Source organism: Leisingera sp. ABD4_442, from assembly GCF_056160905.1.
This window is the reverse complement of record NZ_JBSWYB010000004.1, coordinates 37106-50113: the sequence shown is the minus strand read 5'-3', so window position 1 is coordinate 50113 and position 13008 is coordinate 37106. Positions and strand designations below refer to the sequence as shown.

9 protein-coding genes are annotated in these 13008 nt (G+C 59.2%); 1 reads left to right on the top strand and 8 read right to left on the bottom strand.

Annotated elements, in window-relative coordinates:
• Positions 1-86: 86 nt before the first annotated feature.
• From ACXAHG_RS05045 to ACXAHG_RS05015, 7 genes are all read right to left on the bottom strand, one after another.
• The gene (locus tag ACXAHG_RS05045; protein ID WP_475056212.1) at positions 87-2831 is read right to left on the bottom strand and encodes an AAA family ATPase; all 2745 of its coding nucleotides are present in this window, start codon (positions 2829-2831) and stop codon (positions 87-89) included.
• Positions 2828-3223, bottom strand: a complete 396-nt coding sequence (locus tag ACXAHG_RS05040) for a hypothetical protein (RefSeq protein WP_475056211.1) — start codon at positions 3221-3223, stop codon at positions 2828-2830. The genes ACXAHG_RS05045 and ACXAHG_RS05040 overlap by 4 nt, the downstream gene beginning before the upstream one ends.
• 156 nt (positions 3224-3379) lie before the next feature.
• The gene (locus tag ACXAHG_RS05035; RefSeq protein ID WP_475056210.1) at positions 3380-3628 is read right to left on the bottom strand and encodes a hypothetical protein; all 249 of its coding nucleotides are present in this window, start codon (positions 3626-3628) and stop codon (positions 3380-3382) included.
• A gap of 536 nt (positions 3629-4164) precedes the next feature.
• Positions 4165-5202 carry a GlxA family transcriptional regulator gene (locus ACXAHG_RS05030; protein ID WP_475056209.1) on the bottom strand — a complete coding sequence of 346 codons (1038 nt, stop codon included), beginning with the start codon at positions 5200-5202 and terminating at the stop codon, positions 4165-4167.
• A gap of 5 nt (positions 5203-5207) precedes the next feature.
• On the bottom strand, positions 5208-7172 hold the full coding sequence (locus ACXAHG_RS05025) for an ABC transporter permease (RefSeq protein ID WP_475056207.1): 1965 nt from the start codon (positions 7170-7172) through the stop codon (positions 5208-5210).
• Complete coding sequence (locus ACXAHG_RS05020) at positions 7169-8200, bottom strand: quaternary amine ABC transporter ATP-binding protein (protein ID WP_475056206.1); 1032 nt, start codon at positions 8198-8200, stop codon at positions 7169-7171. The genes ACXAHG_RS05025 and ACXAHG_RS05020 overlap by 4 nt, the downstream gene beginning before the upstream one ends.
• Before the next feature lie 69 nt (positions 8201-8269).
• A complete protein-coding gene (locus ACXAHG_RS05015; protein ID WP_475056204.1) occupies positions 8270-9217 on the bottom strand; it encodes an ABC transporter substrate-binding protein in 948 nt (315 codons plus the stop codon).
• A gap of 188 nt (positions 9218-9405) precedes the next feature.
• Here ACXAHG_RS05015 and ACXAHG_RS05010 point away from each other — a divergent pair, with 188 nt between their 5' ends.
• Positions 9406-10098, top strand: a complete 693-nt coding sequence (locus ACXAHG_RS05010; RefSeq protein WP_475044349.1) for a response regulator — start codon at positions 9406-9408, stop codon at positions 10096-10098.
• On the opposite strand, the gene ACXAHG_RS05005 is transcribed toward ACXAHG_RS05010, so the two are convergent.
• Positions 10079-12976, bottom strand: coding sequence for a response regulator (locus ACXAHG_RS05005; protein ID WP_475056202.1), 2898 nt, complete (start codon positions 12974-12976; stop codon positions 10079-10081). The genes ACXAHG_RS05010 and ACXAHG_RS05005 overlap by 20 nt on opposite strands.
• Positions 12977-13008: the final 32 nt, after the last annotated feature.

Genomic DNA, 13008 nt, shown 5'->3' with positions numbered 1-13008 from the left:
GAGCTTAGCGGTTGGGTGAAGGTTGGACAAGTCGCTTACAAAGTGTCGCGTGCAGCAACCACTGGTGGACGGTATTTGCAGGACGGTCATACGGAAAGCACATTTTGTTCCTGAGCGCGTTCCTTTTCTCTACAGTGCGTTTCAGACCGAGGCTGCAAACCAAAGCCACTCACAGCGCTTCGATCATCAGGTTTAGCTTGGATCGCGACGCATTTTTCCCTGTGCCTGGTCAGTGCCACATACCTCAACGCGTCGTTCGTTCGATTGTTCAGGAGCACGAAGGAACTGTCTACGCTTATACCTTGGGCTTTATGGATAGTAACGCTGTAGCCGTAATCCACTGAATTGTATTCACTTAAATCAACACTCTTCACTTCCGATGTGTCCAAGTCTACAAGCACATTCCCCTTTTCCACCGATATGACAGTTCCAAGAGAGCCATTTCTAAGGCCTAGGGAAGGATTGTTTTTGGTGAATGCAATTCGATCTCCGGGAGCGAAGGCGCGAGGTCCATGGATCGTTTCGATAACATGCTCATTCACCAAGTCACCTGCTGATTTTCGTGCGTGCCGTATAGCTTCATTGATCGCATGCACATCTACGCGCGTTTGCGCCAATGCTAGGCGGGATTTTTCAGCGCCGTAAAGTTCGTGATCAGCCATGTAAGCTTCAACAAGAGCTACAATGGCTTCGTCAGTGGAAGCCGCATGAGAGACTGCACCGTGCTTTTCGTAAACCTGCATTGCGTCATCGGTCCGACCTTCAGCCAGATCAATTGAAGCCCGCTTTTGCCAACCCAGTTTCTGACGACGGATTTCGGTCAGTCGTGTGGCTCCAACATGTGCGACAATGTTTGCGAATGGCGTGCCTGCGTTGACTGATTGCAGCTGTGCGGGATCACCAACAAGCACCAATTTTGCTTGGCGCTTCTGCACCTCTTTGATCACACGAGACAATTGAGCAGAACCAACCATTGAGGCTTCGTCGACAACAAGCACATCCCCGGGCCGCAACAAATTGCGTCCGTTCTTCCAGCTCATTTCCCAGGAAGCGAGGGTGCGGCTCGGAATGCCAGAGGCTTCCTGCAATCCATCCGCCGCTTTACCTGCCAATGCCGCGCCGACGACACGATATCCTTGCCTGGTCCAGGCATCATTAGCGGCTGCCAGCATTGTGCTTTTTCCGGCACCCGCATAGCCGACCACGGCGCAAAGTTGGCGGCGATTCAGGACATGTTCTATGGCTTTGCATTGCTCGTCGCTGAGGTTTGCCCCGACCGATGATTGTAACGTCTGATTTTGGCGTTCGATGGCTCCCTTCAGGTGCGCCACGTTGACTCCGAATGCTTTGGTGCCAGTCATCGACTTGGCACGTGCCAATAGACTACGCTCCAGTTCATGGAAGGCTATCGAGGTGAACAAGTCAGCATCCAACTCAAACAGTTGCGGTGAGGTCATGACTGCGTCAAGAGCAGCTTTTTGGTCATGTGAGTTTGAGATGAAGCGCGTCAATTCCCAGCGAATGTCGTTCTTTGAAAACGTGGCCTTTGTATCGGTCAGTACCTCCAGGATACGTTGCGGCTTCTTTAGTATTTGTGCAGCAGTAAATAGCGCGCTGTTGTTGCGCGGGCGAACGAGGTCGAAGTTTTGCGCTTCGGTTGTAGTGCCAGTCAATTCATCACGTTGGCGTTCCAGCCTTTTGATGTCTTCACGGAGGGATCGAACTGCCGCACATTGCCGGGCGGAAAGAGCCAGGTCTGCGAGATCATGTTTTTCGCGAAGAGCGTTCAGTTCCGCTTTATGAGAGGCAATGACCTGCGATCGCTTGCCTGAGATCAGATTGAAAAAACCGCGCAGAGATCTTTGTGAATGGGAAAAGGAACGGATGAGATCGGCAACTTCCGTGTCGTGTTTGGCTTTCAAAACAGATCGGTCGGAACGGTGTTGCCTGATCGCCGAGACCTTTTCTTCAGTTAGCTTCTGAATGCGGATTTCGATAGCCGATAACCGAGCGGCGCGGTCGTCATCAGAATGAACAGCAGGCCCAGCTTCAAGAGAAGCGGCAGCCTCTTCCACCGAACGTAGCTGAGCCGGGTCGCCAAGACGTGCTTTCAGATCCTTGGTCTTCACCCCAAGCCAACGGCTCAGAGAATAGATGTTTCCGTCTGCATCAATGGCGACGAACCCTCGCCGATCTCCGCGCGCCAGTGCAAACCCAGCCTCCTGTAGTACGGCACCAAAGCTTGACTTACTATCCGATTGAGCCCACGCCGCCTGCAATGTAGCCTTCACAACCTGGGGATCGCGCTTAGCACGCTGCGCCACCTGATATTCTTCAAGTGAGTAATTCAGTGCCTCGGAAAGCGTCCGGTCTTCATGGCCTTTCGGCATACTCCAGCCGTGCGTGATGTAGAGTTCGCGCGATAGTTCCATCAGCCGATCCTTGAAGAAGGACAGGTTTATGGCCTTCATTGCATCCGTATCAATCCGGCTGACCACGACATGCGCGTGACGGCGGCCATGTTTTTCATGGAAGATCACCACATATGGCTGCCCAGCAAGACCAGTGCGGGCAATTGCCTGATCAATCGCATCTTCGAAGTTTTGATTGGATACTATCGCGTCTTTTGGCGGTGAGAGCGAAAGCGAGAACAGCGGCTGTTTGCACTTGGTAGCACGGGCGATAGCTTCGATTTCCTGCAAAGCACCGTGCACATCAGTAGCCATGAAGCCGTTGATCGCGTGTACATCTATATGTTCGTTGTCATCTGCATTGAGCAGATGCAACGCAAGTGCTGTTGCCCCGCCGCGTTGGGATGCCTTCAATATCATCGCTCACTACCTTTGTTTGGGCGCAGACCGAGAGCTTTAAGCAGGTCGTGGCGAAGGTCTCGAAACTCCAGCTGGATATTCTGCAAGGTGTTTTCTGTTTCTGGTGTCATTTCCAGCAAACCAAGACGAGCGAGTTCAACCAGTTCCTGAAGGTTCTTTCCTGCATTCATGCTGCCCAGCTGGGAGAGAATCTCCGCCAGCATTTTTTGACGCATTTCCGGTGAAAGTCGTGTTAGGGGCGTCGAAGATGCGGCATTTGAAAACAGGCTGGCGCGGATGTGCTGGCTTAGGGAGGCACATCCGGCCTCGCGTTCTAGCGCAGCTCGCTCCTCCGGCGTTAGTCGTACAGAGACAGGCCGCGACTTGCGCGACGATAAAGATTGATTTGGCATGATGATAAGGGAACGTGTGCGAGCACATGCAACTGGCTAAGCTGCATGCGCTGGGTTTAAAGTTACAGGAAAATCAAGAAACGGAGATGCTAGGGAGAGGGCCGCTTACTGCTCAAGCTGGTGTCCCTTAGCACTACATCCCACCGAGACAGCTCATCAAAAACAGCAGAAAGCTGGTTCGAACTTTGTCCGGTAGAGCGCACCATCAACTTTCCTAAAGTATTGTTCTGCATCAGATTTTGCATATGGCCAGGCGAGGCGCAGAATAATTTGGAGAACATTTCGCGCAGCTATGTCTTCGTGAAGGAAGGCATCTTCTGCTTCACCCGCAGGGTTCCCGCGGATCTTCGGCACCGCCAGTGCCGTATAGAACTTTGCTGTGGCGGATGAAGGGCTTTCGATCATGTCTCTCTTCGCAAACGTCTATTACTACTGCAACGCAAGGGTGTCGGGGCTAGCTCTATCTCCGAGGGCGTCATCCTTGCCCTTCAGCGGGAATGCCGTCAGATCAACGAAGAAATGCGTTGGCTTGTGGCCGTCGTGGCCGATACTGGCATGCGTCTGGCTGAAGCTGCTGGCCTGCTTAGAGAAAACACCTTGCAGGACGATGAGAGGCAGTGGCTAGCCTAGAATTGTTCCCCGCCCGCAGCGGAGCCTTAAGACGGGCGGCAGTGAGCGGCTGGGTCTTCTTGTCCGTTCTGCCAGGTGTGCGGCCGAGCGTGTCCATGTGCAAGAGGCCGGCAGCAAGCTTGCCTTCCCAATATACAACGCAGCGGGGAAAAACGTCAGTTCGGTCAGTGCTCAGGTTCCAGGATCCAGGCTCTTCTCGGTCCTCATTCCCTCGCCGATGATGTGATTGTTTTCTCGAAGATACCCAGCCTGTCAGTGTTTTAGTTAGGCATAGCGGCGTCTGTGGGGGCACAATTTCAAGTGCAAGCCGGTTATGTAACCTGCCCCTGCAGCCTGGCTTCTCCAAATTGCGTTGTGGCCTGCCGGAAAGCTGATTTGCGATCCTGAATGGGAGTAAGGCCGTATAGCCTGCGGTAGTGCAGCGTGAGGGTGGAGGAGCTGGCATATCCAACGGCATGTGCAATGCTCGAAATGCTGTCCCAGGAAAACAGCACCATCTGCCGGGCGGCTTGCAACCTTTTCTTCCGGTAGTATTCGCCGGGGCTCAATCTGGTCGCAGCCTGAAAACTGCGTTCCAGCTGGCGCGGCGAAATGCCGACCATACGGGCCACGTCGCGGATGCCATGCGGTGTTTCGAGGTTTTCCGAGAAAATGCGTATGGCTTCTTTCACCGCAGGAGGCATTTGATCGACTGTACGGTCGCTTTGCAGCACCGGAACCTTTTGGCTGGAGCTGCCGCTGCGGATGACCGGATGCTGGAACAAGCAAGCCACCTCGTTCATCGCATCCGCGCCGAGGGCGTTGCCGATCAGCTCAAGCGAAAGGTCGAACATCGCCGTAGCGCCTGAAACAGACTGTATATTGCCGTCACGCACGATCAGCCGGTCGACGGCTGTGCAGTCCGGAAAAGCTGCCTCGAAGGCGCTGCGGTAGCACCAGTTTACCGCCGTCCGCCGCCCGGCCAGCACGCCACTGCGGGCGAGCGGGAAGACCCCGCCGGACACCGCGCCCAGGGTTACGCCGTGGCGGGCAAGGTAGCGCAGCCTGCCGGGACTGGAGACCGGGTCTTCAAATTCGGCTTCCGGACCTGACAGAAGGAACAGGCAGTCGAACCCTTCGGCCTCTGCCAGGCTGGTTTCCGCTGGAAAAAGGACCCCGGCAGAAGCCTTTGCGTCCGCGCCGGTTTCGCTCACCAGGGACCAGGAGAACACCTGGTGCCCGGCGATTTCATTGGCGGCACGCAAGGGCTCCATTGCCGAGGTCAGGCAGGCCATGGGAAAGCCTGGAAACAGCAGAAAGCCTATGCGGGTGTGGGGGGCGGGGCCGAAGTCGTTTGAATGGATGGTCATGGTTGTTACTCCAGCCCCAGCGCTTCTTTCTTGGTCTTTGCCCAGGTGGTGACCAGGTGGTCCACCATCAGCCCCATGAAGGCGACGGCAAGGCCAAGGACCAGCCCTTTGCCCACATCGGTGGAGGACAGTGCGCGCTGCATCTCCTGCCCCAGGTCCTGGGTGCCGATGAAGGCGGCGATGATGACCATGAACAGCGAGAACATGACCGACTGGTTCACCCCGACCATGATGGTGGGCAGGGCCATCGGCAGACGGACCTTCCACAGGGTCTGTGCCCGGGTGGCGCCGGACATATCGGCGGCCTCGATCAGGGTTTCCGGCACCTGGCGCAGGCCCTCGATGGTGTAGCGCACCAGCGGCACGGCGGCGAAGAGGACCACGGCGCCGATCACTGCCACGTCGTTCACGCCGAACAGCATCACCACCGGGATCAGGTAGATGAAGCTGGGGAAGGTTTGCAGCGTGTCGCAGATCAGCAGGGCGAGGGCGGCGCGTTTCTCGTGGATGGAGCCCCAGATGCCCAGCGGGAAGCCGATCACGGCAGCAATCGAGACGGCAACCACCACGGTATAGACCGTGATCATCGCGCGGTCCCACCAGCCGGACATGGCGATGAGGCCGAAGAAGGCGAGGCAGACAAGGGCAGAGCGCAAGCCGCCGATGGCCCAGCCGACCGCCGCCAGCAGTGCCAGCACCGCGGCATAGGGCATCCACAGGAAGGCATCGCGGATCGGAATCAGGACCCAGGTGATCAGGAACCAGCGCAGCCATTGTGTGATCGGGTCGATCAGCACGATGAACCAGTCCGCAACCGCGTCAATCGGCTTGGAAATGGTGAAGGCGTCGCGGCGGCCGATCTGGTCCAGCAGCGGGACGAACTGCGCCAGCACCAGGCAGGCAAGCGACAGGCCGGCGCCAAGCAACAGGAACTTGTTGCGCACGGCGAATGAGGTGCCTTTTTCGAAATGCTCGGGCTGTTTGGTGGCCCAGGCCTTGGTGCAGCGGTCCAGCATGACCGCCAGCAGCACGATGGTGATGCCGATTTCAACCGAGCGGCCGATCTTCAGCGCCTGCAACAGCTGCAACAGCTTCTGGCCGAGCCCCGGCATACCGATGAAGCTGGCCAGAACCACCATGGCGAGGCACTGCATGATTACCTGGTTCACGCCCACCAGAATCTCAGTCCGGGCGGTGGGAATGCGCACGTAGCGCAGCAGCTGCCAACGGGTGGAGCCGCACATGTGGCCGCTTTCGATCACCTCATGCGGGACCTTGCGCAGGCCGAGGAGGGACATGCGGATCATCGGCGGCACCGAGAAGATGATGGTGACGATGGCGCCTGCCTTGGGACCGACGCCGATGAAGACAACCACCGGGATCATATAGGCGAAATGCGGCAGGCTTTGCGCGATGTTGAGGATCGGGTTCAGGATCCGCTCGAACGTCTTGGACCGCCAGGCGCAAATGCCCATGACCAGGCCGAACAGGATCGAGAAGGGGGCGGTGACGACGATGACCGAAAGGGTCTCCATCGCCCATTTCCACTGCCCCATGACGGCGATCCAGACAAAGGTGCCGCCAGTGAGCAGCGACAGGCGCCAGCCTTGCAGCGCGTAGCCGATGACAAAGCCGATGCTGGCAATCACGGTCCAGGGGACCGGGCCGATGCGGGGCCAGCGGTTCTTGCCGTAGAGCAGGTTGGCGGTCACATCGAGCAGCCATTCGACACCATCAGCAAAGGCGCGGGTCAGGTAGAGAAGGCCCAGGTCATCGCGCAAAAAGGCAAAGATGGCATTGATCCAGTCGGCAAAGGGCAGCACCAGCCATTCCGGCGGCCGCACCAGCCCCGCGGGCAGAACGGAGTTGCCAATGGCCAGCAAGCAGGCTGCGGCCAGGATCGCCCAGCCGGTCTTGGCCCGTGTCCAACTGTGGGTTTTTCCGGCAAGTGTCATGGTTTGGTCTGTCATGACGCCTCTCCCAGAAGCACGTCGAGCGCCTCCTGGCGGCTCATGGCTCCGATCAGGCTGCCGGCGGTGTTGGCCACGGGCAGGAAGTCGCGGTTGTCATTAACCAGCAGCCGGGCCAGTTCCGAGATGGTCTGTTTCTCGCCGATCGGGGTGCCTGTCAGGCTGTGGCCGTTCACCTCGCGTGCCAGAACGCCGGCATGGACGACGCGGGATTTCTCGATATCCTCGGTGAATTTGGCGACATATTCGGTGGCCGGGTTCAGCACGATCTGGTCGGGGGTGTCGCATTGCTCGACCACGCCGTCCTTCATTATCGCGATGCGGTCGGCAAGGCGCAGGGCCTCGTCAAAGTCATGGGTGATGAAGACGATGGTTTTGCCCAGCATCTCTTGCAGGCGCAGGAATTCATCCTGCATCTCGCGGCGGATCAGCGGGTCAAGGGCGGAGAAGGGTTCGTCCAGGAACCAGATGTCGGGCTCGATTGCTAGGCTGCGGGCGATGCCGACACGCTGCTGCTGGCCGCCGGACAGCTCGCGCGGGAAGTAATCTTCGCGGCCCGAGAGTCCCACCAGCTCGATCACCTCCAGCGCGCGGGCACGGCGTTCGTGGCGGTCCTGGCCGCGCATCTCGAGCGGAAAGGCAACGTTGTCCAGCACGGTGCGGTGCGGCAGCAGGCCGAAGCTCTGGAACACCATGCCCATCTTGTTGCGGCGCAGGTCAATCAGCTCTTTCTCGGACATATCGCCGATGTTCTGGCCCTCGACACGGACCTCGCCGCCGGTGATGTCGATGAGGCGGGACAGGCAGCGCACAAAGGTCGATTTGCCGGAGCCGGAGAGCCCCATGATCACCAGCATTTCCCCCTTGGCAATATCCAGGGAAACGTCGCGCACCGCGGCGATGTAGCCGGCCTGGCGGATTTCATCAAAGCCCGGGTTGCCGGTCAGCGACTTCAGGTACTGTTCCGGATTGGCGCCAAACAGCTTCCAGACGTTTTTGCAGGAAATGACGGGGGTGGCGGCGGTCATGGGTCTACTTTCGTTAGTAAAAATCCGGGGCAGCAGGCCGCCCCGGCGAGTTGGAGAGGAATGCAGGGTTCAGGAGCCGGTCCAGGGCTTCCAGAGATCCTCATTGGCCTCCAGCCATTCGGCGGCGGCGTCCTCGGGCTCCATCTCGTCAATGTCGACCAGCTTGGCCATCTCGGCGATCTGCGGATTGGTGAAGCTGATTTCGGTTAGCGTCTGATAAGCGGCAGGCCACTTGTCCTTCATGCCGTCCCAGGCAGCCTTTTTCAGGTAGCCATTGGCCGGGTTGCCGCAGTCATAGGTGGCATCCGGGTTCGGGCCGACCGAGGGGTCCTTGTCGCAGCCCTCGACCCAGGTTGGGAATTCGACAAACTCGCCGGGCCAGACCGCTTCGGCGAAATTCGGGGTCCAGTTGAAGATCACGACAGGCCGTTTGGTCTTCTCGGCCGCGGCCACTTCGGCCCAGAGTGCCGAGGCCGAGCCTGCATTCACCACGGTGAAGTTCATGTTCAGCGCCTCGACCCGCTCGGCGTCATGCTTGAGCCAGTCCACCGGGCCGCCCAGGAAACGGCCCTTGTCGCCGGTTTCAGGCGTGGCAAAGACGGCGGCGCAGTCGTTCAGCGCTTCCCAGCTCGGCAGACCCGGGCAGGCTTCCTTGGTCCAGGCCGGATACCACCAGTCCTCGCGGGTTACCGCGTTGTGGTCGCCCGCGTCGTGCAGGCCGCCCTTGGCCAGCGCCTCGTTGAAGGATTTGCCAAAAGCGCCTTCCCAAACCTCCAGCTCCAGCGTCACGTCGCCCAGGCGCACGGATTCGTAAACCGCCTGGCTGTCGGTCGAGACGTATTCGACATTGTTGCCCATCGACTCGAAGATCTGGCCGACAACGTGGCTCATCACGATCTGGCTGGACCAGTTGTGGACCGGGATTATGATGGGGTCCGAGGAGTCTTCTGCCATTGCCATCGGGGCTGTCATGGCGATGGCCGCTGCACTGGCCAAAAGGGTTTGCCGGTATTTCATGTGTGTCTCCCTGTTGTCGCAGCCCGGGTCCGGATGGCCTGAGCTTTTCGCGTATTGAAAGCGCGTGCTTTCGGGGGAGAGGCTAGGCAGCAGATGTGAACAGGTCAGCCCGGCGGGATGAACAGGCTGGTCAGTGATGTTAAAATTTGTTAACCGATAGGAATATTTCGCGAAGGGGCACAGCGTTCATGGCGCATATTCTGATCATCGAGGACGAGCCGGTCACCAGGGCCACGCTCGCAAGTTACCTGGATGCGCAGGGCTATGATGTCTCGCAGGCCGAAACCGCGGAAGAGGCGGAGAAAATCCTGGAGGAGCAGGAGGTTGACCTGCTTCTGGCCGACATCAACCTGCCCGGCAAGGATGGATTGCAGATCACCCGCGAGCAGCGCGCCAAATCGGAGATCGGGATCATCCTGGTGACCGGACGGGATGATGAGATTGACCGGATTGTCGGGCTGGAGCTGGGTGCGGATGATTATGTCTGCAAGCCGTTCAACCGGCGGGAACTGCTGGCGCGTTTGAAAAATCTGTTGCGGCGGACACAGGACATCCGGCGGCTGTCGCGGCGGATCTACAAGTTTGGCAAGTTCCAGTTCGACGTGGCCGCCCGGCATCTTCAGACCGCGGAAGGCGAAAGTATTTCGCTGACCCGGGCCGAGTTCGAGGTGCTGGATATGCTGGTGAGCCGGGCAGGGGAAGTGGCCACGCGCGATGCGCTGATGAGCCGGGTCACCCACCGGCAGTATGGCGCCAATCCCCGCACTGTTGATGTGCTGATCCGGCGTTTGCGCGGCAAGCTGGAGGAAGACCCGGCCAACCCGCGGGTGATTACCACCGTGCATGGCGAAGGCTATGTATTCACCGCGCCTTTGACCTGACGGCCTCGCACTCCCGCAGCACCACGGCAAGCGCCTCGAGGATTTGCGGTGCCAGCCGGTTGAGCGCGCCCAGCTTCTCCGCAGCACCCGAACGGCCGCCGTCTCCGGCCCGGGCTTCTAAGCTTGCCAGCAGCGCCGCCAGATCTTTCTGGCTGAATGTCGCTGCAGCCCCTTTGGCCCTGTGCGCCTCCTTGGCGAGGGCCGTGAAGTCTTGCGCTTCAAGCGCCGCTTTCATTTGTGCGAGACTATGAGGCAGTTCCCGTTCGAACATCCGAGCGATGTCCAGAGCCTGGGTTTCCCCGAGGTCCCGGATGTTTTCCTGCATCTGCTGCCGCAGGCTGGCGTAGCGGTCAGGCGGTTCAGCCGCGGCCTGCCGCGCAGACAGGTAGATCGCACCCTTTCGGCCCTGCGTGACGCTGTCGAGCGCTTTGGCAAGCCGCTCGGGCGAGACCGGCTTGGCGACAAAGCCGTTCATCCCGGCCTGCAGATGGGTTTCGATCTGCTCTTCCTGCACATGTGCGGAGATGCCGATGACCGGCAGGCTGGCCAGTTTCGGGTCGGGCAGGGCGCGCAGGCGGCGGGTGGCCTCGGTTCCGCTGATGCCGGGCAGGTTCACATCCATCAGTACTAGATCGAACCCGGAGCCTGGCAGCAGTTCCAGTGCCTCTTCGGCGCTGGCAACACATAGGCAGGAATGGCCCATACGCTCCAGATAGCCCTGGGCAACCATCTGGTTGATCTCGTTGTCCTCCACGACCAGGACGGACAACGGCGTCTCCGCCTTCTGCACCGGGGCCGGGGTTTCTTCCGGATCCAGTTCGGCGGGATTACCCCTTTCAAGCTCCAGGGCTAGGGTGAAAACCGAACCGATGCCCTGTGCGCTTTCCAGCGAGAGCCGGGCGCCGATGGTCCCGGCAAAATGCTTGCTGATTGCTAATCCCAGCCCGGTGCCGCCGAACCTGCGGGCGGTATCGCTGTCCTCTTGCTCGAAGGCCTCGAATATCCGGCCTTTTGCCTCGTCCGAAATACCCATGCCAGTATCGCTGACTTCAAAGGCAACCTGGTGGCGTCCATCGCTTTCACCATTGGTGCGGACCCGCAGGATGACCTCGCCTTCCTCGGTGAACTTCAGCGAATTGGAGAGCAGATTAAAGAGGATTTGCCTGAGCTTGGCCGCGTCGCCCCGGACCACGTCGGGCAGGTCAGCGGGGGTGTCAAGCCAGAGGTGCACGCCCTTGGCATCCGCGCCGGGGCGCAGCAGCACGACGATATCGCGCACCAGCCCATGCAGCGAAAAGGTGGTTTCCTCCGCCTGCAGCGCGCCGCTTTCGATTTTCGAGTAGTCCAGAATGTCGTTGAGGATCTTCAAGAGGTTCTGGCCCGAGACCAGCGCCGCCCGCAACCGTTCCATCTGCCGGGGCGGCAGCCCGTCATCAGACAGGCTGCGCAGCATCCCCAGCACTCCGTTCATCGGTGTGCGGATTTCGTGGCTCATCATGGCGAGGAATTCAGATTTAGCCTGATCCGCTGCCTCGGCTTTTTGCCGGGCCTCGTCATGTGCTTCAACTTCCTCGCGCAGGCGTTCGGTCTGCTCATCAACCAGGTTTTGCAGGTTGTTGCGGTGCTCGCGGAGCTCCAGTTCGTTCCTGTCTCGAACTTGTTCCAGCTCCAGTTTTTCAATGGCCTGCTTGCGGAACACCTCAACGGCTGCTTCCATCCGGGCAATCTCGTCCTGGCCTTCGGGGCGCAGCCGCCGGTCCAGCTGACCCCGCATCAGGGCCGCCATGATGCCTGAAAGCCGGTTGAGACGGCTGGTAATGCTGCCGCGGACGTAGAACCACAAGACCGCCAGCGACAGGAGAAACCCAGCAAGGGCAGCGAAGCCATTGCGCCGCTGCGCTGTCCGTACATCAAGGGCAGCGGCATTTCCGGAGGAAATTGCCCTGGCCTGTGCCTGATCAGCTACCGCGGCGGCTTCATCACCAAGACGCAGAGCGGCGTCCTGCAGTTCCTGTTGCAGCGCGGTAATGCGTTTTTCGGTGGCCAGGATCCGGTCGCGCAGCACGAACAATCCCTCATTTTCGTTAGGAACAGTCCGCAGTTGCGCCGCATAGCCTTCGGCCTGCTGGCGGCGGCCTGGATCGCGGATCGCCTTGATCCGGCGTGCCACAATCAATAGGCGGCTGATTAGCGAAGCCTCGATCTCGCCCAGCTCGATTTCGCTGCCGACGTCTTCGATCCGGTTGATCAGCAAACCGATTTCAGCGGTTTGCGAGCGCAGTTCGAACATCAGACCCAGCTGAAACAGATCTACCTCGAGCAGCTTGTCCAGAGTATCGGTGCGGGCCTGCTCCTCAACCGGCGAGGATCCAGGGCCATAGAGACTGGAGATCACTGCAGTCGTGCCCATTTCGGCATTGGCCACCAGGGTATCTGCCATGCTCAGGAGGTTGCCCGCAGCCGCGAGATTCCGGTCAGTCAGCTCCTTGAATTGACTGCGCAAGGCAATACGGCTCTCCACCAGATCATTCAGTAGTGAAAGAACCTGGGATGCTTCGGAAACAGTTTCCCGCAGCCGGGCGGAGCCGGTACCACCAGCCTGTTCCAATGCTTCCAGCCTCTCGGTCAGCGCCTCAACCTGATCAGACAGGAACTTCGCGCGGTTCTTCCGTTCAGCTTGGCTGTTCACCGCGGCCAGCTCAGGAGCGATGGCAATGATGCGTGTGCTTTCTTCAGCCATGCCGCGCACTTCAGCAATGGCGGGAATTGTCTGGCTGATCACTTCGGCCTGACGCCGGGCCAGTATCCGCAGTTCAACCAGCCCAAGGATACCTGCAAGGGTTGGCAAACCCGCAATCACGATGAATGCGAGGCTCAACTTTCCGCCAAGGCCGAGCTTTCCTATCATTC

What these genes read in the sequence shown, in the direction of transcription:
- ACXAHG_RS05045 (WP_475056212.1), bottom strand. Translation starts at nt 2,831, where the DNA reads ATGATATTGAAGGCATCCCAACGCGGCGGGGCAACAGCACTTGCGTTG.
- ACXAHG_RS05040 (WP_475056211.1), bottom strand. Translation starts at nt 3,223, where the DNA reads ATGCCAAATCAATCTTTATCGTCGCGCAAGTCGCGGCCTGTCTCTGTA.
- ACXAHG_RS05035 (WP_475056210.1), bottom strand. Translation starts at nt 3,628, where the DNA reads ATGATCGAAAGCCCTTCATCCGCCACAGCAAAGTTCTATACGGCACTG.
- ACXAHG_RS05030 (WP_475056209.1), bottom strand. Translation starts at nt 5,202, where the DNA reads ATGACCATCCATTCAAACGACTTCGGCCCCGCCCCCCACACCCGCATA.
- ACXAHG_RS05025 (WP_475056207.1), bottom strand. Translation starts at nt 7,172, where the DNA reads ATGACAGACCAAACCATGACACTTGCCGGAAAAACCCACAGTTGGACA.
- ACXAHG_RS05020 (WP_475056206.1), bottom strand. Translation starts at nt 8,200, where the DNA reads ATGACCGCCGCCACCCCCGTCATTTCCTGCAAAAACGTCTGGAAGCTG.
- ACXAHG_RS05015 (WP_475056204.1), bottom strand. Translation starts at nt 9,217, where the DNA reads ATGAAATACCGGCAAACCCTTTTGGCCAGTGCAGCGGCCATCGCCATG.
- ACXAHG_RS05010 (WP_475044349.1), top strand. Translation starts at nt 9,406, where the DNA reads ATGGCGCATATTCTGATCATCGAGGACGAGCCGGTCACCAGGGCCACG.